This window comes from Hirschia sp., from assembly GCF_058892565.1.
The window spans coordinates 73,678-99,428 of the sequence record NZ_JBZXVU010000016.1 but is presented as its reverse complement, the minus strand read 5'-3'; the positions used below and the strand labels follow the sequence as shown (position 1 = coordinate 99,428).

General features: G+C 45.7%; 24 protein-coding genes. 18 read left to right on the top strand and 6 right to left on the bottom strand.

All coding sequences use genetic code 11. The annotated features are described in order from the left end of the window. The 5 genes from AC5EF3_RS06815 to AC5EF3_RS06795 form a co-directional block, all read left to right on the top strand. Nucleotides 1–560 (top strand): DnaJ domain-containing protein (locus AC5EF3_RS06815; protein WP_493547493.1); only part of this gene is annotated, 560 nt, incomplete at its 5' end. A 144-nt stretch (nt 561–704) separates the two neighbouring features. Further along, nucleotides 705–1,688 (top strand): cobaltochelatase subunit CobS, encoded by a 984-nt coding sequence (gene cobS / locus AC5EF3_RS06810; protein ID WP_493547492.1) that lies wholly within the window; start codon nt 705–707, stop codon nt 1,686–1,688. Between the two features lie 34 nt (nt 1,689–1,722). Continuing rightward, the gene (gene cobT / locus AC5EF3_RS06805) at nt 1,723–3,684 is read left to right on the top strand and encodes a cobaltochelatase subunit CobT (protein WP_493547491.1); all 1,962 of its coding nucleotides are present in this window, start codon (nt 1,723–1,725) and stop codon (nt 3,682–3,684) included. Next, nucleotides 3,668–4,873, top strand: a complete 1,206-nt coding sequence (locus tag AC5EF3_RS06800) for an esterase-like activity of phytase family protein (RefSeq protein ID WP_493547490.1) — start codon at nt 3,668–3,670, stop codon at nt 4,871–4,873. Before cobT ends, AC5EF3_RS06800 begins: the two co-directional genes overlap by 17 nt. Nucleotides 4,874–4,948: 75 nt before the next feature. Then, nucleotides 4,949–5,914 carry an acetyl-CoA carboxylase carboxyltransferase subunit alpha gene (locus AC5EF3_RS06795; protein ID WP_493547489.1) on the top strand — a complete coding sequence of 322 codons (966 nt, stop codon included), beginning with the start codon at nt 4,949–4,951 and terminating at the stop codon, nt 5,912–5,914. Between the two features lie 59 nt (nt 5,915–5,973). On the opposite strand, the gene AC5EF3_RS06790 is transcribed toward AC5EF3_RS06795, so the two are convergent. Together AC5EF3_RS06790 and secA are read right to left on the bottom strand one after the other, a co-directional pair. Beyond that, nucleotides 5,974–6,717: a DUF481 domain-containing protein gene (locus tag AC5EF3_RS06790; protein WP_015826636.1), complete on the bottom strand. Its 744-nt coding sequence runs from the start codon at nt 6,715–6,717 to the stop codon at nt 5,974–5,976. Nucleotides 6,718–6,983: 266 nt separating this feature from the next. Beyond that, a complete protein-coding gene (gene secA, locus AC5EF3_RS06785; RefSeq protein ID WP_493547488.1) occupies nt 6,984–9,707 on the bottom strand; it encodes a preprotein translocase subunit SecA in 2,724 nt (907 codons plus the stop codon). 363 nt (nt 9,708–10,070) lie between these two features. Between secA and AC5EF3_RS06780 the strand changes: the two genes are divergently transcribed. From AC5EF3_RS06780 to AC5EF3_RS06765, 4 genes are read left to right on the top strand one after another with little or no spacing between them, the layout of a single operon-like run. Continuing rightward, the gene (locus tag AC5EF3_RS06780) at nt 10,071–11,039 is read left to right on the top strand and encodes a peptidylprolyl isomerase (protein ID WP_015826638.1); all 969 of its coding nucleotides are present in this window, start codon (nt 10,071–10,073) and stop codon (nt 11,037–11,039) included. Nucleotides 11,040–11,062: 23 nt separating this feature from the next. After that, complete coding sequence (gene argJ, locus AC5EF3_RS06775; protein WP_493547487.1) at nt 11,063–12,304, top strand: bifunctional glutamate N-acetyltransferase/amino-acid acetyltransferase ArgJ; 1,242 nt, start codon at nt 11,063–11,065, stop codon at nt 12,302–12,304. A gap of 42 nt (nt 12,305–12,346) precedes the next feature. Further along, a complete protein-coding gene (gene mutT / locus AC5EF3_RS06770; RefSeq protein WP_015826640.1) occupies nt 12,347–12,775 on the top strand; it encodes an 8-oxo-dGTP diphosphatase MutT in 429 nt (142 codons plus the stop codon). Then, entirely contained in the window at nt 12,763–12,966 is a 204-nt protein-coding gene (locus AC5EF3_RS06765) for a Flp family type IVb pilin (RefSeq protein WP_015826641.1), read from the top strand. Before mutT ends, AC5EF3_RS06765 begins: the two co-directional genes overlap by 13 nt. A gap of 21 nt (nt 12,967–12,987) precedes the next feature. Here the strand turns inward: AC5EF3_RS06765 and AC5EF3_RS06760 are convergent, their stop codons facing one another. Next, entirely contained in the window at nt 12,988–13,962 is a 975-nt protein-coding gene (locus AC5EF3_RS06760) for a methyltransferase domain-containing protein (protein WP_493547486.1), read from the bottom strand. On the opposite strand from AC5EF3_RS06760, the gene AC5EF3_RS06755 reads away from it, so the two are divergent. The 3 genes from AC5EF3_RS06755 to AC5EF3_RS06745 all read left to right on the top strand — a co-directional run bounded on the left by AC5EF3_RS06755 (nt 13,950) and on the right by AC5EF3_RS06745 (nt 15,583). Further along, the gene (locus AC5EF3_RS06755) at nt 13,950–14,753 is read left to right on the top strand and encodes a ComFC family protein (RefSeq protein ID WP_493547485.1); all 804 of its coding nucleotides are present in this window, start codon (nt 13,950–13,952) and stop codon (nt 14,751–14,753) included. The genes AC5EF3_RS06760 and AC5EF3_RS06755 overlap by 13 nt on opposite strands. Before the next feature lie 35 nt (nt 14,754–14,788). Further along, nucleotides 14,789–15,043, top strand: a complete 255-nt coding sequence (gene grxC, locus AC5EF3_RS06750; RefSeq protein WP_015826644.1) for a glutaredoxin 3 — start codon at nt 14,789–14,791, stop codon at nt 15,041–15,043. Between the two features lie 72 nt (nt 15,044–15,115). Then, nucleotides 15,116–15,583, top strand: a complete 468-nt coding sequence (locus AC5EF3_RS06745) for a DUF1178 family protein (RefSeq protein WP_493547484.1) — start codon at nt 15,116–15,118, stop codon at nt 15,581–15,583. Here the strand turns inward: AC5EF3_RS06745 and AC5EF3_RS06740 are convergent. The 3 genes from AC5EF3_RS06740 to ubiG form a co-directional block, all read right to left on the bottom strand. Further along, a complete protein-coding gene (locus tag AC5EF3_RS06740; RefSeq protein WP_015826646.1) occupies nt 15,580–16,038 on the bottom strand; it encodes a YaiI/YqxD family protein in 459 nt (152 codons plus the stop codon). The genes AC5EF3_RS06745 and AC5EF3_RS06740 overlap by 4 nt on opposite strands. Next, the gene (locus tag AC5EF3_RS06735) at nt 16,038–16,703 is read right to left on the bottom strand and encodes a DUF924 family protein (protein WP_015826647.1); all 666 of its coding nucleotides are present in this window, start codon (nt 16,701–16,703) and stop codon (nt 16,038–16,040) included. Before AC5EF3_RS06735 ends, AC5EF3_RS06740 begins: the two co-directional genes overlap by 1 nt. A 113-nt stretch (nt 16,704–16,816) precedes the next feature. Then, nucleotides 16,817–17,563, bottom strand: coding sequence for a bifunctional 2-polyprenyl-6-hydroxyphenol methylase/3-demethylubiquinol 3-O-methyltransferase UbiG (gene ubiG, locus AC5EF3_RS06730; protein WP_015826648.1), 747 nt, complete (start codon nt 17,561–17,563; stop codon nt 16,817–16,819). 262 nt (nt 17,564–17,825) lie between these two features. On the opposite strand from ubiG, the gene AC5EF3_RS06725 reads away from it, so the two are divergent. The 6 genes from AC5EF3_RS06725 (at nt 17,826) to AC5EF3_RS06700 (ending at nt 25,686) form a co-directional block, all read left to right on the top strand. Continuing rightward, entirely contained in the window at nt 17,826–19,076 is a 1,251-nt protein-coding gene (locus tag AC5EF3_RS06725) for an aspartate kinase (protein WP_015826649.1), read from the top strand. A gap of 124 nt (nt 19,077–19,200) precedes the next feature. Then, the gene (gene ptsP, locus AC5EF3_RS06720) at nt 19,201–21,462 is read left to right on the top strand and encodes a phosphoenolpyruvate--protein phosphotransferase (protein WP_493547483.1); all 2,262 of its coding nucleotides are present in this window, start codon (nt 19,201–19,203) and stop codon (nt 21,460–21,462) included. Between the two features lie 92 nt (nt 21,463–21,554). Continuing rightward, the gene (locus AC5EF3_RS06715) at nt 21,555–22,532 is read left to right on the top strand and encodes a helix-turn-helix domain-containing protein (protein ID WP_015826651.1); all 978 of its coding nucleotides are present in this window, start codon (nt 21,555–21,557) and stop codon (nt 22,530–22,532) included. 150 nt (nt 22,533–22,682) lie between these two features. Then, a complete protein-coding gene (gene ispG, locus AC5EF3_RS06710; RefSeq protein ID WP_493547482.1) occupies nt 22,683–23,798 on the top strand; it encodes a flavodoxin-dependent (E)-4-hydroxy-3-methylbut-2-enyl-diphosphate synthase in 1,116 nt (371 codons plus the stop codon). 53 nt (nt 23,799–23,851) lie between these two features. Continuing rightward, on the top strand, nt 23,852–24,268 hold the full coding sequence (locus AC5EF3_RS06705; RefSeq protein WP_015826653.1) for a PaaI family thioesterase: 417 nt from the start codon (nt 23,852–23,854) through the stop codon (nt 24,266–24,268). 107 nt (nt 24,269–24,375) lie between these two features. Continuing rightward, nucleotides 24,376–25,686 (top strand): glucuronyl esterase domain-containing protein, encoded by a 1,311-nt coding sequence (locus AC5EF3_RS06700; RefSeq protein ID WP_493547481.1) that lies wholly within the window; start codon nt 24,376–24,378, stop codon nt 25,684–25,686. The last annotated feature ends 65 nt before the right edge of the window (nt 25,687–25,751 follow it).

The window sequence follows — 25,751 nt, the reverse complement described above, 5'->3', positions numbered from 1 at the left end:
ATAAAGTATGTGAACACAAGGGGTGTGATAAACCGGGCGACTGTAAAGCGCCTAAACAAACGGCTGCTGCAATCAAACGCAAACGTAAGCGCGATGAAGACTTTCACTGGTTTTGCCAGCGTCATGCTTCTGAGTTTAACAAACAATATAATTTCTTCGATGGAATGACAGAAGCGGAATATATGTCATTTCGCAATTCTGAAGATGCTGGACATCAGAAGACTTGGAAATTTGGAACAGGACCTGTGAGTGGTTCTGCTGCTGCTGCTGGATTGCGTTCGCGCATATATAATGGTCGCCACCAATTTGATGCGGCTGGTAATCCAATCCGCCCCTCTTCCAAGAGCGATGCTCCTGAACGGACGCGTTTGCAGATTAAGGCGCTTGATGAGTTGGGTTTGCCTCACAATGCTGATGCCAAGCATATTAAAGTGAGTTACTCGCGCTTGATTAAGGAGTGCCACCCTGACTCTAATGGTGGTGATCGGTCACAAGAGCATCGACTAGGACAAATTATGAGAGCCTTTAAGACGCTAAAAGCGGCTGGGCTAACTCAATAAATACGCTTGGCTCATATATTTGAGCCAAGATGTCACCTCTACTTTTCTATCAAGTTGTCATTTAACTTGATCTAACCGTTTGAAACATTTCGCGGGCCGCTCTATGGTGCCCAAGATTTGAATTGTTTGATATTGCGTGGTCCTATGTCCGTTACTGATGCTTCCGAAGAATTAAAAGGTTTAGCTCCTAGTGTTGAGGTGTCCATTCGTGACACTTTTGGCATTGATATGGACGGCACTGCGCCAGCTTTTCCTGAGCGCTCATCTTATGTGCCTGATTATGATGATACATATCGTTTTGATCCGTTGACGACGCGTGCTGTGTTGGCAGGATTTACCCACAATCGTCGTGTTATGGTGCAAGGATTTCACGGAACAGGTAAATCCACACATATTGAACAGATTGCTGCGCGCTTGAATTGGCCTTTAATGCGGATCAATTTGGATAGTCACGTTTCTCGTATTGATCTTGTCGGTAAGGACGCGATCGTCCTGAAAGATGGCAAGCAGATCACTGAGTTTCGTGAAGGAATTCTACCTTGGGCTTTGCAGCGGCCGATCGCACTTGTATTTGATGAATATGATGCAGGGCGTCCCGATGTTATGTTTGTGATCCAGCGTATTCTTGAGGCTTCTGGACAATTGACATTGCTCGACCAGAACAAAGTTATGCGTCCACACAATTTTTTCCGTTTGTTTGCAACAACCAATACTATTGGTTTGGGTGATACGACGGGGCTTTATCACGGGACTCAACAATTAAACCAAGGTCAGATGGACCGTTGGTCAATTGTGACGACTTTGAATTATCTAGAACATGATGTTGAAGCTGATATTGTTGCGGCTAAAGTGCCTGATATGGACACCGAAATTATATCTAAAATGGTGCATGTCGCAGATCTTTCCAGAGCAGCATTTATAAATGGTGACATCTCAACCGTTATGAGCCCAAGAACTGTGATAACTTGGGCTGAGAACGCCACTATTTTTGGTGATGTGCCGACAGCTTTCCGTATGACATTCGTCAATAAATGTGACGAATTGGAACGTCCGGTTGTTGCTGAATTTTATCAACGCGCATTTGGTGAAGATCTTCCTGAGAGCGCTTTGGCTGGATTTAGCGCATAAAATTTGTAATGGACCGGAAAGATACTATCCCTAAATGAGTAAGCCCGCTGATCAACACGAAATTTTTCGTTCAGCCTTAGCCGTGACGACTGCTGCTATGGTGGCCGATAAAAATGTGGAAGTTGGATTTTCAGCTGATGGTGGTCATGCATCCGGGGATCGTATTGTTCTCAATAGTCCACCTCGAAAATTGACGGCTGCGAGTGCTGCATTGGCGCGTGGTGAAGCAGACATGCTTGCGCTAAAAAAACGCCATCATGATGCCAAAGCTTTTTCGGCGAATATGCCGGAATCTGAAGAAGCTGTAGCGATTTATGAAGCAGCTGAGCGTGCACGTATTGATTCCATTGGTGCAAAGGCGATGGATGGCGTGGCTTCAAATCTTGATGCTGTGCTTGAGGAGCGCTGTGAACGCGCCGAATTTATGCGCATTCAGGAAAGAACGAAAATATCTCAAGCAGATGCGATCGAGTTTCTTTTAAGAGAAAGGCTAACTGGTAAGCCTTTGCCGACTGCAGCTGAACATGTGGCTGATTTTTGGCGAGCTGATCTTGAAAAAAGAGCTTCCGGTTCGCTTGAAGCTTTAGAAAAAGCAATGTCAGATCAATCTAAATTTGCAGATGCTGTGAAGCGTTTGCTGACTGATTTGGATATGAGTGACGAAATTTCACCTGCTGAAGAATCTGAAGATCAGGGCGAAGAAGTCGAAGATGCTGAGGATACTGACGAAGCAGAAGACCAAAATGAAAACTCTGGCGAAGAGCAGTCAGAAAGTCAGGGCAGCGAAGAATTCGACGAAGAAGAAGGTGAAAGCGACACAGAGAGTGAATCAGCAATGGCTATGGAAGCCGAAGCTGATATGGATTCTGATGAAGATGCTCCAGAAATGGATGAAGGTTCACAACCTATTCGTCCCAATTATCGCCCCGGCGATGATTGGGGAGCGGGTAATTACAAGGCTTTCTCAACGGCGCATGATGAAATCGCACCAGCTGAAACTTTATGTGATCCCGAAGAACTTGGTCGGTTGAGAGCCTATCTTGATACACAATTGCAAGGTTTGCAGGGGGCTGTCTCACGTTTGGCAAATCGCCTGCAACGTCGATTGATGGCGCAGCAAAACCGGTCGTGGCAATTTGATTTGGAAGAAGGCATCCTAGATACTGCGCGCTTGACCCGTGTTCTAGTTGATCCAACTTCACCGCTCTCATTTATGCAGGAAGATGATTCCAATTTCCGCGACACCGTTGTGACTTTGCTTCTGGATAATTCAGGATCAATGCGCGGGCGGCCTATCATGATTGCGGCTTTATGTGCCGATATTCTAGCACGTACGTTAGAGCGGTGTGGCGTCAAGGTTGAGATTTTGGGCTTTACCACCAAAGCGTGGAAGGGCGGTTTAGCGCGCGAAGAATGGATTAATGCCGGAAAGCCTGCTTCTCCCGGGCGGCTAAATGATTTACGTCACATTGTTTATAAGAGTGCGGATGCGCCATGGCGGCGGGTGCGTAAAAACCTTGGCTTGATGATGCGCGAAGGGTTGCTCAAAGAAAATATTGATGGCGAAGCGTTGATCTGGGCGCATGATCGTTTGATGGCGCGGCCTGAACAGCGACGCATTATGATGGTGATTTCTGATGGTGCCCCTGTTGATGATTCAACGCTTTCTGTGAATACAGGTAATTATCTAGAATCTCATCTTCGGGAAGTCATTAGTTATATTGAAACACGCTCATCAGTGGAATTACTTGCCATTGGTATTGGCCATGATGTGACGCGATATTATCGCCGTGCTGTCACGATTGTTGATGCCGAACAGCTTGGTGGGGCAATGACGGATAAACTGGCCGAACTTTTTGATGAAGAAGGCTCGCAAAAAGGTGAAACTGTCGTAAATCCGAAGCGTGGATCAAGTAAGTCATTAAAAAAATCCAGTGGGGTTTCTGGATTGAAACGAAGCGGCACGGGGGATGTTCAGCGTGCGTTTAAAAGTTAGTCAAAATCTATCTATTACTTGCGTGGCGCTTGCCGCTTTTCTCATTGCTGGATGCGAGAGTTCTCCTCCTAAATCGGCTGAAGTAAAAGAAGAAACAGTTTCAAAGAGCAGTGCTGATATTGTGGTGGCTGAGACGACCACAATTGAACAAAAACGATGGGTGTTGGGTGAAGTTGCAAACCAGCATTATCAAGCATCATGCCCATCAAATACCCTCTATATTCCCCCAGAGGAAATCAGTCTTTATACCGCGCCAATAAATCTGAGGAATGTGAATGCGGGTGAAGCGGCATCTTTTGATTTTCTGAAAAGTGCAGAGCTCAACGGTTTGGAATATGTGGCAGGATATCATCTAACGAGCGATGACCCGCGCTTTGGCGGCATTTCAGGTATTGAAACACTAGATAATGGATCGCTTCTTTCGATTACGGATCAAGGTGATTTTCTTTGGATTGGAATGGATGAATATGATCACCTTCAACCAGTATCTGCGCAGATAAGTGCGATTCGCGATACAAATGGGACGCCATACGACAGTAAGCGCGCTGCTGATTCTGAAGGTCTTGCTGTTAGCAATGGTTTGGCGCTTGTTTCATTTGAGCAGGATCATCGCATTGAAGCTTTTGATCTTGAAACATGTGGAAGCAATGCCAGAGCAAGCCGAATTTTAGATTTGGACTTGGACAAGCATGGTGTTGAGAAAATATCCCCAAATGGCGGCATGGAAGCACTCGCTTTGACGGGAGATGGTGGTTTGATATTGGGCATTGAAACCCTCATTGACGGGGCATCTCAAGTTTCCATTAGCCCGAAAGGCAAGATGGCGGATTTCAAACACCGTCTTAATGCGGGTGGTAATAAGAAAATGACTGGAAGTGATTTTCTTGCACAAAGCGATACAGAAGGTGATCTTTATTCGCTTCACCGGCATTATAATCCGGTAACGGGCACATATATTCGGCTTTTGCAAACGCATGTTCAACTTGATGAAAATGATGAATATCAATTGGGCGAGCCAAAAGAACTTCTATATTTGAAGCCACCCGGAATCACTGATAATTTCGAGGGGATCACGGTTCGAAGAGAAGAAAACGGCATTATTCGTCTATTCATTGTGTCGGATGATAATTTTTCTCCTAAGCAGCGAAGTCTATTCTTGATTTTCAATGTAGAGCCAAAGGGTTATTGACCTTATAGACTTGCATCACGTGCTTGCACGGCGTACTTGTGTTGTTGGAATATGCCGAGAATGTAAGGATTTAACGTGTCCACACCATCAACTTTTTTAGATTTTGAAAAACCACTTGCCGAGATGGAAAAGAAAATCGCAGAGCTTGAAGCTGCTGCGGCTGAAGGTGGTGCGTCGATCGAAGAAGAAGTACAAAAGCTCCGCGAGAAATCTGACAAACAATTGCGCGACATCTATACAAGCCTTGGCCCTTGGCAAAAGGCCCAAGTTTCGCGTCACCCAGAGCGCCCGCACTTTTTTGATTATGTCGAAAACCTATTCACCGATTGGGTGGAGCTGGCCGGCGATCGTAAATTTATGAATGACGAAGCACTTGTTGGTGGTTTGGCTCGTTTTAAGGGCACGCCTGTGATGGTTGTCGGCCATGTAAAAGGGCGCACGACTGAAGAGCGGATCAAACACAATTTTGGAATGGCGCGCCCTGAAGGATACCGCAAAACTTACCGCTTATATGAGCTGGCTGAGCGTTTTAACCTTCCTGTGATCGCCCTAATTGATACAGCCGGTGCATACCCTGGACGAGGTGGAGAAGAACGCGGGCAAGCTGAGGCGATTGCAAAATCAATCGAAAAAGGATTGACGCTAAATACACCCTTGATTTCTATCATCACGGGTGAAGGTGGATCTGGTGGAGCTGTTGCACTTGCTTCTGGCAATAAGGTTTTCATGCTTGAGCACTCTATCTACACTGTGATTTCTCCTGAAGGTGCTGCTTCAATTTTATTTAGAGATGCTGCTCGTGCGAAAGATGCAGCAGAAGCTATGAAAATTACAGCAGCCGATCTTGAGAAAATGAAGATTGTCGATGCGGTTGTCGAAGAGCCAATTGGTGGGGCTCACCGTGCGCCTCAAGATGTTTACACGCGTGTAAGTGATTTGCTGGATCGTTCACTAGATGAGTTGAAAGATTTATCTCCTGAAGCGTTGCGTAAACAACGTAAAGAACGCTTCTATAAGATTGGACGTGAAGGCTTGAATTAAGCTTTCAAGTTAGATTACTCATAGAAAAAAGGCTCCGTCATATGGCGGAGCCTTTTTTATTATTGATTTGAAAATGCGTAAACAAAAGAGATTTTGGTCGCCGTATCTGTTTTCTCTGTTCTGTTACTCGGTGGATCAGTGTCGTAGCGCACATCAACGGAAAACCGCGCTGAAATATCATTAAACAGGTTTGCAGTAAGCGATAATCCATTCACAAATTGTGTTGATGCTTCAGCATAAACAGCGTTGGTATCGTTCGAGAATGTTACGTTTTCATTGAAGCGATAATTGAATGTCGAACCTGCACGTAATGCGACACTATCTTCTTTATAACTAGGTGTGACGACATCATTGCTTGTCGATTCCGCGATTGTATCAAATCTCCACCCTGGACCACCTTCAATTGTCCAAGTGGCTTTATCACCATCAAGAGCAATATAACCCAAACCACCCCCAACAAAAGCACGGTTGTCAAAACCTGAAAACTTGTCCTGCTCATAGGTTGTTCGTCCATAAGCTGTCCATCGTGGACTATCAAATTTGCGGTCTAACTGGCCCGCAGCAAATATACGGTTCTGGTTTTCTAAGCCTTCGTTCTCACCATAATCAGCTTTGAACTCTCCTGATTGTCGCCATGTGGATGCTTCACGCGCTAATTTTAATCCAATGCCGGCATTCGTTGTTTCCGTGTTTCCTGTGGTGTAACCAGCTGCAAATGAGCCTTCACCCGTGTAGGTGGCTTGTGCATATGCAGAGGTTGATATCGCACTTAGGCTGATAGCTAGGATTGGCGAAAACTTCATTTCATTGGCCCTGTATTCTAAATCTACAAATTATTGAACTGTTCTTAAACATCAAAGTCAGATCTCTACATTGGAAAATTGGCCTTACTAGGGCGCTCTTTTCCATTTTGCGATTAACCATCATAGCTATAGGCATCGATCAAGAGTCTGAGTGCAGTTCTGGATTCGAATTAATAAAGTAACATTACAATAAGTTCATGAAACACAAAAAAACGCATATTCCAATGCAGAAATATGCGTTTTTCCTGAAAATTGTACGGTAGAAGCTACACAGCGCCCTTTGTTGATGCTGCTGCACTTACATCGCCATGACAATGTTTATACTTTTTACCAGACCCACAAGGACAAGCGGAGTTTCTTGGCGTTCTGTCCCACGCGGGGTCCTGACGCGGTGCTTGCGCCATTTCATTCTGGCCTGTTTGCGGGTCAATGTGAGTTTGCACCACTGCTTTAGGTGGTTCAGCAGGTGCGATTTCACTTGCTTGCGTGCCACCTTCTTCAGATGCAACTTGCAAACGCATAAGCATTGTTGTGACCGCTGTTCTCATGTCTGTGAGTAGAGATTCAAATAATGCAAACGCTTCGGACTTAAATTCATTGAGAGGGTCACGTTGCGCATAACCGCGAAGGTGCACAACGGAACGAAGCTGATCAACATTTGACAAGTGCTCACGCCAGCGGGTGTCAACTTCTTGAAGCAGAACTTGTTTCTCTATCCAGCGCATGCGCTCTTCGCCGACACCGATTGCTTTTTTAGCGTAGGCGTCATCGCAAAATTCGATCAATTGCTCAACAACTTCTTCGGTCGCGACACCTTCAGCATCTGCCCATTGACGAACAGGTGCTTGAAGAGCGAATTCTTCAAGTAAGGTTTTTTCCAAGCCATCAATGTCCCATTGTTCATGGAATGCTTTGGCTGGCATGTGAGTGTGAACCATTGCTTCAATGGTCTGATGACGCATTTCACGAATATCATCTGTGACTTGTTTAGCGTGCATAAATTCGATGCGTTGTTCAAAGATTGCTTTACGCTGATCATTGATAACATCATCATATTTCAAAAGATTTTTACGGATTTCAAAATTGCGTTGTTCCACGCGGCGCTGGGATGTTTCCAGTGCTTTATTCATCCATGGGTGAACAATTGCTTCACCTTCTTCAATACCTAGACGACGCATGATTGCATCTAGTCTATCTGCGGCAAAAATACGAAGAAGGTCATCTTCTAGACAGATGAAGAATTTTGAACGTCCAGGGTCACCTTGACGGCCCGTACGACCACGTAATTGGTTATCAATACGGCGGCTCTCATGGCGTTCTGTTGCCAGAACATATAATCCACCTGCATCGAGCGCTTGTTGTTTTTTGACTGCGACATCAGCTGTAATTTCTTCTGCCAAAGCATTTGCTTCAACTTCAGTGAGTTCACGGCCAAGTTTTTCTTCTTTTTCAGCAGTTTCTTTCTCGATACGCATTTCGAGATTACCACCAAGCTGAATGTCGGTTCCGCGACCCGCCATGTTAGTGGCAACGGTGATGGCACCAGGTACACCCGCCATAGCAACAATTTGAGCCTCTTGCTCATGATGCAGCGCGTTCAGCACCTGATGTTTGACACCTTTATTGGCAAGGAGTGTTGAAAGAAGTTCTGATTTTTCGATGGATACTGTTCCGACCAAAACAGGCTGGCCGCGTTTTGAGCAATCAGCTAGATCTTCGATAATTGCGTTGAATTTTTCTTTCGCAGTCCGGTAAACAACATCATCATCATCAATACGTTGAATGGGTTTGTTTGTTGGAATTTCCAACACACCGAGTTTGTAAATATCTGAAAACTCATCAGCCTCAGTGGACGCTGTACCGGTCATACCAGATAGTTTGTCGTATAGTCGGAAATAGTTTTGGAAGGTGATAGACGCCAGTGTTTGGTTTTCTGGCTGAATTTTTGTGCGTTCTTTGGCTTCAATTGCTTGGTGCAAACCTTCTGACAGGCGGCGACCGGGCATCATACGTCCAGTAAATTCGTCAATCAGGACAACTTCACCTTTTTGTACAATGTAATCAATGTCCCGCTTGAAAAGCTTGTGGGCACGTAGAGCCTGATTCGCATGGTGCACAACAGATACATTTGATGGTTCGTACATTGAGCCATCAAGAAGTTCTGCTTGAGATAGCAATTCTTCTAGTTTTTCATTGCCTTCTTCTGTGTAGACAACTGATTTTTGTTTTTCATCTAATTCAAAATCGGCTTCTTCAAGATTAGGAATGATGGCGTCTAATTTGATATAAAGCTCAGAACGGTCGTCTGTTGGACCTGAAATGATAAGCGGTGTGCGGCTTTCATCAATTAGGATTGAGTCAACTTCATCAACAATACAATAACGGTGACCGCGTTGAACCATATCTGCGAGCGAATATTTCATATTGTCGCGCAGATAGTCGAAGCCAAACTCATTATTGGTTCCGTATGTGATGTCACATGCGTATGCTTCACGGCGTTGATTGTCGTCCATGCCGTGAACAATGCTGCCCCAGCTCATGCCTAGGAAATTATAGACTTGACCCATCCATTCAGCATCACGTGCAGCAAGATAGTCATTCACTGTGATAACGTGAACGCCTTTTCCTTCAAGCGCATTCAGGTAGGTTGGGGCCGTTGCCACCAAAGTTTTACCTTCACCGGTGCGCATCTCAGCAATATTACCGGCATGCATGACCATGCCTCCAATAAGCTGCGTATCAAAATGACGGAGGCCTATTGAGCGTTTAGCTGCTTCCCGAACGGTTGCAAAAGCTTCTGGAAGAATATCATCCAGTGGTGCGCCGTTGGCGATTTTCTGGCGAAACTCACCAGTACGGGCCCGCAAAGCATCATCGGATAAAGCTTCCGTTACGGGCTCTAGTGCGTTGATCTGCTGCACACGCGCACGAAAAGGCTTTAATTTGCGGTCGTTGACGGAACCAAAAAGTTTCTGGGCGATCCCAAACATAAATATACTACCGTTCGACTGCCACAAAGGGCATAGATAACTAATAAAGATGGTTCTACAAAATAATCGACTGCAAAACCGTGTAAAGACGCGGTTATGACTACCTGAAAAAGGTTGATATATGTCAAACCAGTTAGGCAGAGGTAAGCAGCCCCCCTTAGTGTGTCAATGCGGCGAAGGCGCTTAGGTACAGCATTGCACTGCTTTATGACTTTTTTATCCCACTTGAAGGGTGTTTTAGACGAATTTATCTCGACTAAAGCGACAGCTCTTCGTATTGAGTGCGTTCAAATGGTGTTCGTGATGACTATGCGATATTACAAATAACCTTATTTTTCGGGTGCCATACAGGGAAACAGAATCATGCAAGTCAAAGAAATGAAGCCGTCTCCAGTGTTAAAAACTGTGCGGGGAATGCTTGGTTTATTAGGGGCGTTGATTGTTCTTTCAGCTTGTGAAGATGAGCAGGCCATATTGATTCAACCCACACCGACCGCAGCCGATGATGCGGTAATTGCTGCAACGGTGGATGGATATCCTATTTATGTCGCTGATATTGAAATGGAAGCGGAGTCACAAGGTATCCTCTTAGCTGGGCGTACGCTTGATCCCAGTACGCCAGAATTTACCCGTATTCTCAATTCGCTCATCGACGATCATTTGTTGGCGAAAGAAGCTGAAAAACAGAATTTGCATACTGACCCATACGTGCAGCATCGCTTGAAAGTGATTAGAGAACGGTTGCTGGGAAATATGTTGCTTTCTCAAGGTGTCGATGAAGCATCAATTCAGAAATATTATGAGACATCTATCAACTTAAAACAGCTTCAGCTTGGTGAGGAATATCGCGTTCGCCAAATTGTATTGCCCACACTTGAAGCTGCAAACGCGATGATAAAACAAATGACAGCGGAAACTGATTTTTCAGTGCTAGCGTCAAATCGCTCTATTGATGAAGAAACACGTTTAGAAGGTGGTGATCTAGGATTTATAAACCCTGAAACAGCACCTTTGCCGCTGGCCAATGCTATCCAGAATACTGCGATGGGCGGCGTATCCAAACCATTTGAAACGCGCAAAGGTTGGGTTGTCATCAAGGTCGTAGAAAAGCGCCCCGAACCCTTGCCGACATTACAGGATTTGAGACCTCAAATATGGGATTTCCTGATTGCGAGCGAATTAGAACGATTATTGAAGAAACTTCATAAAGATTCGGCTATTATTCGTTCTTTTGAAGAGGTGGAAGGCCCAATTAATGATGCCTTTTCAAATGCGTTGGAAATAGATGAGCAGAACAGCCCTATTCTGCCAGATGAAGAAATTACAGACTAGTTTACCTTTGAAAGAATAGTTGCATGGCCGGTATGAAACTGACGAAATCGCCATTGGCTCCAGAAACGACGCCGATTTTACCCCAAATAGCAGGTGTAGAATTTGCGGTTGGCAGCAATGGTTTCTATGGAAACCGAAATGATGTATTTATTGCGCGGTTTGAACAACCAGCATCAGCAGCTGGTGTTTTCACGCGTTCATCAACTTGTTCTGCTGATGTGGATTGGTGCCGTGAAGCATTAAGTGCAGGCCAAGGTGAGGCGAGTGCGCTCGTTGTAAATGCTGGAAATTCCAATGCGTTTACTGGTGCGGCTGGTGTTGCAAAAAATAATGCGACGATCGCGGCCGTTACCCAATTGAATAATAGTAAATCTAGCAGTGTTTTTCTGGCGGCCACTGGTGTTATCGGTGAACCGTTAGAGCCAGAATTTATTGCTGATAAAGTGCGAGAAATCTGGCCAAAGCTGGGAACGGCTAGTTTGAATGATGCTGGTGAAGCATTCATGACGACTGACACTTTTCCAAAGGCTAGTACGGCAAGTGCCAGCATTGATGGGGTGGAAGTTCAGATCGGCGGTATTGCCAAAGGCTCTGGTATGATCATGCCTAATATGGCAACCATGCTTGGATATGTTTTTACAGATGCTAATTTATCCCCGTCTGTATGTCAGGCACTTTTGGCGCGCTATACTGATAGCACGTTTAATTGCATCACAGTGGATGGTGACACATCCACATCAGATACATTCATGTTATTTGCGACCAGAAAAGTTGGCCCGCTCATAGAAGATGTAGATGACGAACGAATCGCAGATTTTTCAGTTGCTTTTCATAAAGTTATGCATGATTTGGCGATCCAGATTGTCCGAGATGGTGAGGGGGCGACTAAGCTTGTCGACATCACTGTAACGGGTGCTGCCTCGGTTTCTTCTGCTAAAATCATTGCAACGAGTATTGCCAATTCACCATTGGTAAAAACAGCTTTAGCTGCTTCGGATGCGAATTGGGGGCGTATCGTAATGGCTGTTGGGAAAACAGATCAGCCAGTTAATCGCGATGCGTTGAGTATTTCTTTTGGAGATGTTGAAGTTGCGCGCAATGGTATGCGTGTGCCTGATTATTCCGAAGACGCTGCAAGCAAAGCGTGTCAGGCTCAGGAAATAAGCATTCGTGTGGATGTTGGTGTTGGCGATGCACAGGCTCAGGTTTGGACGTGTGATCTCACTCATGGTTACGTGGATATTAACGGGGCATATCGAACTTAACCGGTTATCCTAATTTGATCTTGAAAAAAGTGTTCTAAGCATATGACAGACAAAAAGTTGGTGTTGGTTTCAGCTGTCGCACTTGTAGATCAAGAAGACAGATTGTTATTGGCACAGCGTCCAGAAGGGAAGAGTTTAGCGGGTCTCTGGGAATTTCCAGGTGGCAAGGTAGAAGAAGGCGAAAATCCTGAAGCTGCTTTGGTCCGGGAATTAAAAGAGGAATTGGGAATAAAAGTTGATGAGCGAGATTTCTTGCCATTCACTTTTGCATCCCATGCCTACAAAGATTTTCATCTTCTAATGCCAGTTTATCTTTGCCAAACTTGGGAAGGTGAACCGGAAGGGTGCGAAGGCCAAGATTTGGCTTGGGTATCCGTAGACGAATTAGCGAAATATCCAACGCCTCCGGCTGATGTGAGGCTTATGGATGATTATAGAAGATGGATAGGAAGCCGCAAATGTGGGGAATAAAAATCAAAACTCTTCTGCAAAAATTTTGCGCGGATAAATCCGGTGCGACTGCGATAGAGTATGGTTTGATCGCCTCTTTGATAGCGGTTGCTATAATCACGAGTGTTGAAGTTGTTGGAACTGAAAACAGCAAAAACTTTGATAATGTCTCCACCAAATGGGACGAGGCTGTTGCCTCTCAAGCAAACTAGTTACTTCACTGCGTTATTTTTCTATTCGTCGTCGTTTTTTACGTTATTCAATGCGTCCTTTAAGCTAACCTTGGCGGAACCTCGTGCAAGCGGTTTGGGTTGATCTGGTCCGGGTGACCAGCCTGATGCTGTGACGATTTCAAATGTTGCTATAAATTTCCCATCCTTATCTGAAAATTTATTCGCATATATTTCTAGCGCTTTAAAAAGGATTGAGCGCGTTAGATTGGGTTGTCTTGTTTCGTTTGGTCTGCGAGCTGAAGCTGCTGTTTCACCCATTCCGCGCAAATCTTGAAATAGCTTTATCGGGTTTGAATAACGCACAGTAATTGTTTCTGTGTCGGCGACTGGCATCACAAAACCTGCGCGTTGCAACAGCGTTGACATATCTTGCACGTCTGCAAATGGAGATATGCGCATTGCCGCACCGCCGCGAATCTCCGTTTCAGCTTCGATCAGGCTCGTTCGTAATTCATGGAGAGTTCTACCGCCCAGTAGTTGTGCGATAAACAGCCCATCTGGAATGAGCGCGTTTCTTATCTGAACAAGTGCGCCAGGCAGATCATTGACCCAATGCAATGCTAAGCTAGATAGGGCGGCATCAAAGCTGGCTGGTTTAAATGGCAGAAACTCTTCATCAGCAGCGACAGACAGCTCTCCCGATTGTGTTGCGAATTTTGGAGAAAGGTCACTCTTGATGACGACACCAAGGCGCTCTGCGATGGATGGACGCGATCGCAATTCTACCTCTACTTCACCCGTATGGCTGCCTATATCGAGAATTTTCTTAAATGGACGTGGAATGACTTCGAGTCGGTCGGCGATATCTTCAGCAGCTCTGGTCTTTAGAAAAGAATGGTCACCAAAATTTTGCGCAGCGCGATTTCTGTGCTTTTTGACAGAGAGGCGGTCAAAAACAATTGGGGCACCCGAATTGTTTGAAGAGCCAATTTGCTGGTTTGCTGGGGAAGAGTGTTTATCAGATGAAAGCGTCATTGGGCCAATATGCTTTTTTCCGAGCACTAGGCAATCACTCTCGAAGAGTATTACGTAATATTGATCAACTTATCTGGCCGCCGCGCTCTCTTGTGACGGGAGATCAGATAGCAGGCCCCGGTTTGATCGAAGTGGAATATTGGCTTGATATTAAATTTCTGAATATGCCCGTTTGTTGTCGGTGCGGTGCACCTTTTGAGGCGATGCATGATGTTGGCGACGCCTATGAATTGGTGGAATGCGCAGCCTGTATCGCTCGCAAACCTGCATTTGATCGCGCGCGAGCCGTCTTTATTTACGATGATTTGACCAGTCGCATTATTTTGCGGTTCAAGAATGGTGCAGATCGCAATGGACTAAAGTTGATGTCGCAATGGTGTGTGGACGTTGCGGGGGATTTAGTGCGTGATGCCGACTTTGTGATGGCGGTGCCATTGCATGCGAGTCGATTGAGGTCTCGCGGGTATAATCAATCATTGTGGTTGGCAGCTGCTATTGCCCGAAGGCGTGATTTGAAACTCGCGCATCATATTTTGAAACGCCGGAGAAATACACCATCTCAAGCGGGGCGTAGTGCAGTCGGGCGACAAAAGAATGTAGAAGGCGCTTTTCACATTGCTAAAAGACATCATAAAAAAATAGCTGGAAAACGTATTCTATTAGTTGATGATGTTTATACAACAGGAGCAACAGTGGAGGCATGTTGCCGTGCTTTGAAGCGTTCTGGTGCGACAAGTGTAGATGTCATTACACTTTCTCGCGTTGTAAGTCCTACAGATCCTACTATATGAAATTGCTGTTCAATTAAAACTCCAAGGAGAGTTATATGGCCAAAGTTACTATCTATACCCGCATGATGTGTCCCTATTGTACGCGAGCAGTTTCGCTACTTAAGAAAAAAGGTGTAGACTTCGAAGAAATTGATGCTGGTATGGATGCCGCAAAAAAGCAGGAAATGATAAAACGCTCAAATGGCGGTGCGACATTTCCTCAGATTTTCATAGGTAATGAACACATTGGCGGTTGTGATGATATGATGGCTTTAGAGAGCAAAGGTGCTCTGGATGTTATGCTAGGGTAATATGAATGGGACGGCTTTGTTCAGGAGGGGAGACAAAGCAATTCGTTGAATGGAATATACATAGGCCAATAAATGATAAAGTATGCGCTTTGCTGTCCGGGAGATCATGAGTTTGAAGCATGGTTTGCGTCCTCTACTGCTTATGATGATCAGTCAGAGCGTGGCTTGGTAGAGTGTCCAGTCTGTGGATCTACGAAAATCAATAAACAGATTATGGCTCCTATGATTCGGGATTCGGGCAGCAAATCGGGTAAATTGAAAATGCCGAAATCTGATTCCATGCCGACACCAGATGAAATTGAGCGCGTTGCTTCCAAAGTGCGAGAACATATTGGAAAAACGCATGAATATGTCGGTGATAAATTCGCCAATGAAGCGCGCGCCATGCATTATGGGGATCAAGAAACGCGATCTGTATGGGGACGAGCAACACCAGAAGAAGCAAAAGCACTGATTGAAGAAGGTGTATCTGCTGTGCCTATTCCAGATACATTCGCACCGCCAGAGCCGGCACCTAAAGATGTGAAAAAACTAAACTAGCTAGCTTTCATTTTGACGCATGCTTCATGTAGGGCTTGAAGGAAGCGCGACCGGTCTGCTTGAGAAAATGGAGCTGCTCCGCCCATTTGCTCGCCAGTGGACCGCAATTGCTCCATCAGGGCGCGTGTTGCCACGGCGGCACCTATCATTTCCTTGGTGAAAGCTTTCCCATCAGGCTTGAGAACGACAGCGTTATTTTCCAATGCGCGTTCAGCCAACAAAATGTCTGCTGTGATCGCTATTGATTTTTCATCACAATTATCAGCGATCCAGTTGTCAGCTTCGTCTGGCCCTGCATCCACAACCATTTGTTTGATAAAAGGCATGCGAGGTACTTGCAGGAACGAGTTGGAGACAACCCAAATTAGAGCGTTGTGGCGTTCACCGACTTTGAAAATTTCGTTTTTGACGGGACATGCATCCGCGTCGATATAAATTGTCAGATCAGGCTGCATTAAAAACCAGCACCCGGCTGTGCTAGGTAATCAAGTTCGGCAGGTGTTGATTTGCGTTCCAACACTGCATTTCTGTGCGGGAAACGACCATATTTTTGAATGACGTCACGGTGTTTGATCGCAAACTCAAGCGCATTTTTGATGGTGCTATAATATGCGTCGTCTGTGTCTTCGAGTAGATTTTCGAACAACTCAACACAGCGATCTTGATCAGCAAGGTTTTCTGAATGCATCAGCGGAAGATAGAAAAACCAGCGCTTCACCGGAGCAAGAACTTTGTCTTCTTCTTTGAGCAATCCATCCTTGCAAAGTTTTAAAGCTAGCGCATCATTTTCAAATGCGAATTCTGTGTCACGGAAAATATTGCGAGTGAATTGATCAATCGCGACAATGGCTGCAAGTCTCTCAGCTGCGCCGCGCTTGGCCCAATCTTGAGCGAGCCCAGATGCAAGGCGCGCAAGAAGCGTGACACCGCGTGTCGCGACCAGCCTGTCAATTTCTTCGTCTCCAGACCACCAAAGTTGATTGCGACCTTCAAGTTTTTCTGGATCACTTGCAGCATCATCAAACCAGAAATTCAATACATCACCGGGTGTTTGAAGCGGACGTGTTGAACGTTTTTTCTCGATCAAGTCGCGACCAATAGCTGCGTTATCTGTGTACATGGTCGTTCAGTCCTTTTTCTTCCGGTTATGTATCGTATATTAGCGCTCAAATCGGCTGTTCAGCTTCATAGCTTATAGGATCGAATGCGCTAAAATAAAACACATGATATGTGTTATTCTGATCGCGTTCCGACACACATGTAATTGACCATTGTATCAGAAGACAAGGACCATTCTCCTGATAGGGGATTGTAGCTCACCCCAGTGGTTTCTTGAATGCTGATACCGCCCGCTTTTAATGCTTGTTTGGCTTCGGTTGGTTTAACAAGCTTGTGAAATTCATGTGTGCCTTTGGGCAGCCAGCCCATAATGTATTCGGCTCCCACAATAGCCAGTGCGAATGCTTTGGAAGTCCGGTTTATACTCGCCACAAATATCATTCCGCCGGGTTTTACCAAGCTGGCAGTATCTTTGATAAATTGATGAGGATCGGCAACATGTTCGATCACTTCAAGATTTAACACGACATCAAATGGTGGTTCGCCATTTTCAATAAGTTCTTCAACAGTGCCAACGCGATAATCTATTTTAACGCCCGTTTCTTGCGCATGCGTCATTGCCGTTTTTATGTTGGCTTCACCTGCATCAACAGACGTCATCTTTGCGCCCAGCCGTGCAATAGGTTCGGACACCAATCCGCCACCGCATCCAATGTCGAGAATTCTAAGGCCTTCAAGAGGCGTATGTGAGGTGTTGTTTAGATTGAAATGAGAAACAATTTTATCTCTAAGAAATGCTAGCCGAACAGGGTTGAATTTGTGAAGTGGCTTGAATTTTCCTTTAGGGTCCCACCATTCTGAGGCCATGGCACGAAATTTTTCAATTTCATTTTCGTCAATACTAGGGCTTTTCAAGGTCATTTTTTGCCTCTTATCGGAGAATATATTGAAACAAAATAAGAAAATTTTGTACAAAAGCTGTACGTTTCTGCCTTAGCCTTTATAAAATCCACTTTCATTTTCGTGTTCCAGAAATATCAACATTTGCGTGTTTGCGATCTGCGGCATAAAAGACCAGCAAGCTAACTTTGAAAAGCCGATTGTTTTGGCTTTGATGAGTGGATCATTAGATAAGAATAAAATTGCTTTGGCAATCAATACTACTTTGGAATAACCCGACCCCATGAAACGTACAGTTTTAAAATTCGGCGGCACTTCTGTCGCCAATATGGAGCGGATTGAGCATGTTGCAGATATTGTATCGCAACGTGTGAAAGATGATGGCGGCGGTTTCGCTGTTGTTGTATCCGCAATGTCCGGCGAGACAAACAAGCTCGTTGGATATGCTGATGAAGCCGCTGGCGGTAAGCTAGTTGGTGATCAGTTTGATGATGAATATGATGTTGTTGTTGCATCAGGAGAACAAGTCACATCAGGCTTGCTTGCATTGGCTCTACGCAAACGCGGCTTCAAGGCGCGTTCGTGGCTTGGATGGCAATTGGCAATGCGCACAGACGAAGCACACGGAAAAGCTCGCATTTTGGGCTTTGAGGGTGATGAATTCTGCGACAGCGTCGACAGCGGTGAAATCGCTGTGATCGCTGGTTTCCAAGGTGTGAGCGGTGAAGGCCGGATTGCAACACTTGGGCGTGGTGGCTCAGACACAAGCGCTGTTGCAGCAGCTGCGGCTTTGAATGCTGAGGTTTGTGATATCTACACCGATGTAGATGGTGTTTACACAACTGATCCTCGCATTGTGCCCAAAGCGCGCCGTATGGAAAAAATATCTTATGAAGAGATGCTCGAATTGGCCTCTCTTGGTGCCAAAGTTCTACAGACGCGCTGTGTAGAACTTGGTATGAATCACAATGTTCCAATCCGTGTCCGCACAAGTTTCACTAAAGATGGTGATGAATTCCCGGGTACATTGGTCTGTAATGAGGAAGAGATCGTGGAAAAACAAGTTGTTAGCGGAATTGCGTATTCTCGTGATGAAGCAAAATTTACGCTTTTAGGTCTACCCGACAATCCGGGTGTCGCGGCTGAATTGTTTCAAAAACTTTCAGATGCAGGCGTGAATGTTGACATGATCGTTCAGGCAAATTCAAGAACGCACGGCGAGCAGAACATGGTTTTTACCACAGCTGACCGTGATGCAGAACTCGCGCGCCAGACATTGGAAAATGAACAAGAGCGTCTTGGTTTTGATAAATTGGAAGTAAACCGCAATGTGGCGAAAGTCTCAGTTGTGGGTGTCGGTATGCGTAGTCACACTGGTGTCGCAACACTTATGTTTAAGGCGTTGTCTGAAAAATCTATCAATATCGAGGTAATCTCGACATCTGAAATCAAGATTTCAGTGCTTATTGATGATGCATATACTGAACTTGCTGTGCGTACTTTGCACACTGCATATGGTTTAGATACAGAATAATACTGGGTCCCGTGTCACGCAGACCCGTTTAACGTGGTTTGCGTGATATCATCTACTATATACAATCAGCACGCACTTTTTTGGTGTAGGCTGTTGTGATCGGTTATTTAGGGAAGCGCACTATATGAGCCACAACAGGACATTTGTTGCCGCAGGAACTGCACGCCTTTTGATGAGCCGTCTTCGTGAGCTTATGGCCAGCGAAGCACAGCAACAAGAGAGACTTGAGCGCGTCGTTCAGTTGATTGCGACAACGATGGTTGCTGATGTGTGCTCTATTTATGTTCGTTCTGGTGACAATAGCCTTGTATTGATGGCAACTGAAGGCTTATTGCCTGAAGCAATTGGACGCACCCGTCTTGCTGAAAATGAAGGTCTTGTGGGGCTTATCGCATCCTCTGCGCGAGCAAAACGTCTTAGTAATGCCCCCAAACACCCACGTTTCTCATATCGGCCAGAAACAGGTGAAGACCCTTATCACGGTTTTCTTGGTGTCCCGATATTAAGGGGTGGCCGCGTCCTTGGCGTGTTGGTCGTTCAAAACAGAACCGAACGAAATTATGATGATGAAGAGATGGAGTCATTGCAGACAATTGCGATGGTTCTGGCTGAAATCGTCGCATCGGCTTTGGATGAAGGCAATGATTTAGACATTCGGGAGCTTCCTCCCGGAGAACTCAAAGGACGCACGCTAAATGAAGGTGTTGGTTTGGGGACAGTCCATCTCCATGACCCAATCGTTTCAGCAGCGCGGTTTTTCTCTCAAGATCCTGAGGCTGAAGGCGAGCGTTTGGACGCCGCTTTGGCTGATTTACGCAAATCTATCGACACAATGCTCAATCGGGCGACACCTGTCTTATTTGGTGAAAGCCGGGATGTTTTGGAAACATACCGGTTATTCGCGCATGATCCTTCTTGGGAGACGCGTCTGCATGATGCGATACAATCTGGGTTATCCGCAGAAGCGGCGGTTGATCGCACACGGCGCGAGCATCGTGCGAGACTGCAAAATGCGCGTGATGCCTATTTGCGGGAACGCCTGCACGATTTTGAAGATTTGGAAAACCGGCTATTGCGCCACTTATCGGGAGAAGTTGCATCCGACCACAAGCCTGTTCCTGGGTCTATTCTTGTCGCAAGTCGGTTGGGGCCAGCTGAATTACTAGAATATCGCGATTGTGAGCTTGCTGGTGTTATCCTTGAAGAAGGTGGTGCAGGATCTCATGCAGCTATTGTTGCAAGGGCAATAGGTATTCCGGCCATCGGGGATGCTGAAGGTATCGTCAGCCGCATCGAGCAAGGCGATCAAGTCATTGTCGACGCTGATTGGGGGCTTATTCTCATTCGTCCGACGAATGATGTTGTCGAGACATATCGTCAACGTATTTTGATTTCCAGCGATGAGCGTGCTGAATACGCCAAGCTAACAGATCTGCCTGCAACGACAAAAGATGGTGTAAAATTCAATTTATTCTTGAATGCAGGTCTGTCTTTCGATTTGGACCATTTAGACGCAACTGGCGCTGAAGGTGTCGGGCTTTTCCGTACTGAGTTTCAGTTTATGTCTTCGCAAACTGTTCCCACACTTGATGAGCAGGCTGCATTTTATGAAGATGCAATGCGTCGTGCTGGTACAAAGCCGATGGTATTTCGCACTTTAGATCTTGGTGGCGATAAAGTTGCTCCGTTTATGGGCGGGGATCGCGAAGAAAATCCAGCCCTTGGATGGCGTGCTTTGCGTTTGGCTTTGGATCGTCCTTATTTCTTCCGTCGCCAATTGCGTGCGTTGATAAGGGCATCAAAGAGCAATCCATTGCGTTTAATGTTCCCTATGGTGTGTTCCGTTGAAGAGTTTGTGCAAGCACGCGAGCTTGTTGATGCTGAAATTGCTTGGGCTAAGAAGTTTAATCGTGAAACCCCATCCCAATTGCGCGTTGGTGCGATGGTTGAAACACCGTCATTTGCTTTTTCTATCGAGGCATTGAAAGGCAAAGTAGATTTTCTGTCTGTGGGAACAAATGATCTCATGCAATTTTTCTTTGCGGCGGATCGTGAAAACAAGCTTGTCTCAGAACGTTACGATCTTCTTAGCCCGCCTGCGTTAAGGTTAATGAAGAACATTGTCGACAGTGCAAATCGGGCAGAAATTCCAATCTCTATTTGTGGGGAAGCTGCAGGGAGACCTGTGGAGGCTTTAGCATTGGCCTGTCTTGGATATCGACGCTTATCTATGCAAGGTGCCAGAATCGGCCCGATGAAGCGACTTTTACGCGGCATGGATTTTGCGAAAGTCAGTCAAAAGGTCAATTTGTTGATTGATTCGGGAAGTGTCGATCTTCGTAAAGAATTATTAAAGATCATTCAGCAATCTGACATACAAGCTTAAAGCGTTGCTTTAGACGCTTTGAATTGTTAACTAGTATTGTGGGTTGAGGGTGAGCCACGAATAATGGGTCATTTCCCGGAACGGAACGTTTTATGAGTAATGCTGCGAATAAAAACGGAGAAAAGTCGGAGTCACTAGCTGTTTTGAATTCGATCTCGGATGAAACAAAGAAAACTTTAGCAGATGCTGCTAAAGGAACCAAAGATGCTGTGTCAGAAACGCCTGCCAGCAAACCGGATACTCAGCCGACCAAAGCGCCTCATCTTGTCGTCGTTTCACCTGATGCTTTAAATGCAGAACGCATGGGGCCGCGTTTGCGCGCCGCGCGCGAAGCTAGAGGCTGGACATTGGAAGCCGCCGCAAAAGAAACGCGTATTCATAAAGATTATCTCGGTGCTATCGAAGATATGATGCCAAACCTTTTGCCGGGCATGCCAAAATCACAATCATACTTACGTGGCTATTTGAACAATTATGCACGCTCACTTGGCTTGCCAGACCCGCAAGATGTCGTTCAACGCTATCTCAATGAATGTGGTTTGTTGGCGATGGAGCCGACAAAAGAAGAGCTAGCACAAAAAGCTAAAAAAACGGAAGATCGCAAAAAACGTGGTTGGGTCGCTCCTGTCGTCATGTCTGTTGTGGCCACGCTGATAGCTTGTGCCGCAGGTGGGGCATATGTGCTTAAGCCTTGGCAAGCCGATGAAGATGTTCGGACAGCAGCTGCAAGTCCTGCCGCTCAAGACAACACTGTTTATTCAAATTCAGAAATTCTCGCGCCTGCATCTGCTTCAGATTTGACTTTACGTGCCGTATCGCGTGCATGGATAGAAGTTCGCGGATCAGATGGCACAGTTTACCTTTCCAGAGAATTAGCTCCTGGAGACGTTTATGTGCCTCGTGTTGGTGCAGGTTGGACAATTACTGCCAGAGATGGCGGTGCATTTGAATGGTATTTGTCAGGTCAATCTCTTGGAACATTGGCTGAAACTGGCTTGCCTGTTTATTCAGCAGCAGTTGATGAGGCAATGGACCGCCAGCCTATAATTGGGAATGAATTGACGGATTGATATGCGTCGTTGAGACGATGCGTTCCATTTAAAAATAAGTGTTATTTTTCTTTTGCTCTTTACCACTGGCACTCTTCGCGCCAGATGGTATGAAAATTTGCCAGTTAGACTTTATACCAGTGGCAAATATTTAAGAGCGGAGAGTGGTTCATGAATATTGATCAAATCAGACCGTGGCGTACAATTGAGCGCCGCAAATCCCGCAAAATCAAAATGGGTGATCTAGAAATTGGTGGTGATGCACCAATCAGTGTTCAGTCCATGACCAATACCCCAACCTCTGATGCACGCGCAACGATTGATCAGATCCGGCGTTTGGAAGATGCGGGTGCAGATATTGTGCGCGTGTCTTGCCCTGATGAAGAATCCACTGCTGCACTCAAAGAAATTGTCAAAGCTGCAAAAGTACCAATCGTGGCGGACATTCATTTCCATTATAAGCGTGGAATTGAAGCGGCTGAAGCTGGTGCTGCATGTTTGCGGATTAACCCGGGTAATATTGGTTCTCCAGACCGTGTACGTGAAGTTGTGAATGCCGCTAAAAATAATGGCGCTTGCATTCGTATCGGGGTGAATGGCGGGTCGTTAGAAAAACATCTCTTAGAAAAATACGGTGAGCCTTGTCCTGAAGCCATGGTTGAAAGTGCACTCGATCATGCCCGTATTCTCGACGATCATGATTTTCATGAATATAAGATTTCCGTCAAAGCTTCCGACGTCTTCCTTACCGTCGCAGCTTATCAAGGCCTTGCAGAAGCCACGGATGCGCCTCTGCATTTGGGAGTGACTGAAGCTGGTCCGCTACGCACAGGCGGTATTAAATCGGCGATAGGCATGGGTAATTTATTATGGGCAGGAATAGGTGACACGATCCGTGTCTCTTTGTCTGCTGACCCAGTTGAAGAAATCAAAGTCGGCTTTGATATGCTTAAATCCCTAAACTTAAGAACGCGCGGTGTGAATATCATCGCGTGTCCATCGTGCGCGCGTCAGGGGTTTGATGTGATCGCCACAGTTGAGAAACTGGAACAGCGTTTAGAGCACATTCGCGAATCTATTACCTTGTCCATTATTGGGTGCGTTGTGAATGGTCCGGGTGAAGCGGCAGGAACTGATTTGGGGTTCACTGGTGGCGGTAAGGATGCTGGCATGATGTATGTTGGCGGCAGGCCAGATCACAAACTTTCAAACGCGGATATGGTCGAGCATATTGTGGAACAAGTTGAAAAACGTGCTGAATATTTACGTTCCCTAGAGGCACCTTGATTTAGTGTAATGTCAAACACACTTTTAAGCTTTGCTTTTGAGATGGATAAATCATGGAAATTGATGTCGATAGTTTAAATGCATTTGGTAGCAAAAACTTGCCCGGGCTAATTGGGGTTAAAGTTACCAAGGCCGGAGATGGCTGGATGGAAGCTGAAGCTGATGTCTGTGAGAAACTGATGGCTCCCAATGGTTTTTTACACGCCGGAACAGTTGTATCCTTGGCAGATACGGCATGCGGATATGCGTGCGTACGAAATCTTCCTGAAGGCGCGACAGGGTTTACGACTATTGAGTTGAAATCCAATTTTACAGGTACGGCGCGAGACGGCAGAATTCGAGCTATAGCGAAAGTGTTACATAGCGGAAAAACAACGCAATTGTGGGAAGCGAAAGTTATTCATATAGAGACTGATAAAGTAATCGCTCATTTTTCCTGCACTCAAATGGTTTTGTGGCCTCGCACCTGATTTGAAGTTTTCAATCGCTTCACAATGAGTTGACTATTATTTGCTCGCAATTTTACCAATAAAACGGATGAGTATAGAGAATAGATTCTAAATACGAGGAAATTCCCATGGCAGAGCAAATGAGTTGGAAAAAGCGCTTAGGCTTGGGGTTTATAGGTGCAATGGGTATCGGCATGATGTTGGTCACATCATCATGTGCTGTTCAGCTGGGCCTTAAAAAAGCTGATACTGATTTGAGCGGTCCTCCAATTGCCGAGCCACCTATCTTGTCTGCTATGTTTGGTCAATCGTCGGTGGAAGATGCCCAAGACTGGCCACAGCGTCGCGAGTTGTTAAAAAAGGCGCTTATAGAAAATGTTTATGGGCCGTATCCGCATGGGCTAAAAGGCAAGCTTGTTGCGCATAATGTTATCGACGAAGCATTTGCTGATGGGCGTGGACGCTTAGAAGAATATCAAGTGCAAGTTGGTGAAAACGGCCCTAAATTCTGGATTGGGCTGGCAATACCTAATGCGGCATCAAAAGAGCAGCCGGCACCTATGATTGTGGCTCAAAGTTTCTGCCAAAATTCTGCAGCTCTACATGATGAACGTCTACACGATCCAGAAAATGGCGGCGTATGCGGTGGCGGTGGCATTATGGCATCCATTATTAAATGGGTGTTTGGCGAATATATTGAAGGTCCGCCTATTAATGATGTGCTCGATCGTGGGTATGCGTACGCAACGATATATTCAACTGAAATCGCGGCAGACAGTGAAACGAGCGCATATATCGGGATAGAGAAGATTGCTGCAGAGACAAGTTCAGAAAACGCACCTGTTGGTGTGTTGTCTGTCTGGGCTGCTGGTTTTGGTTGGGCGCTGGATGTGCTTGATCAAGACTTACGGCTAGATGCAAATCGAACTGTGGGTTGGGGACATTCAAGACAGGGCAAAGCTGTTTTGTGGGCAGCAGCAAATGATGCGCGTTTAGAGGCTGTTATTGCGCACCAATCTGGCACTGGCGGAGCGACGCTCACCAAGAGTTTGAATGGCGAATCTGTTAAAAAAATCACCGATAGCTATCCATATTGGTTTAATGACAGGTTTGCATCATATTCCGAGCGTGAAGAGGAAAGCCCTATTGATCAGCATTTTCTAATTGCTTTAGCAGCGCCAAGGCCTGTGTTTTTAGGCAATAGTTGGAATGATGTCTGGTCTGATCCAAACGGTGCATTCAGAGCTGCGCAAGGTGCTGACCCTGCTTATAAATTGTTGGGAAAGAACGGGCTGGTGCAAACAGGCTTGCAGGATACAGATATCACCTCAGGTGAGCTGGTCTTTCAGATATCTAAAGGTCGACACGGTATTCGTGCACAGGATTGGACAGACTTTCTAAGCTTCCTAGATGCGCACTTCTTACTTAGCGAGAACTAGGCAGATCGCTCAAACCAGCTAATGTGATGTCATAAAAAGAATCATTATATCTGGGGAGTTTGAAA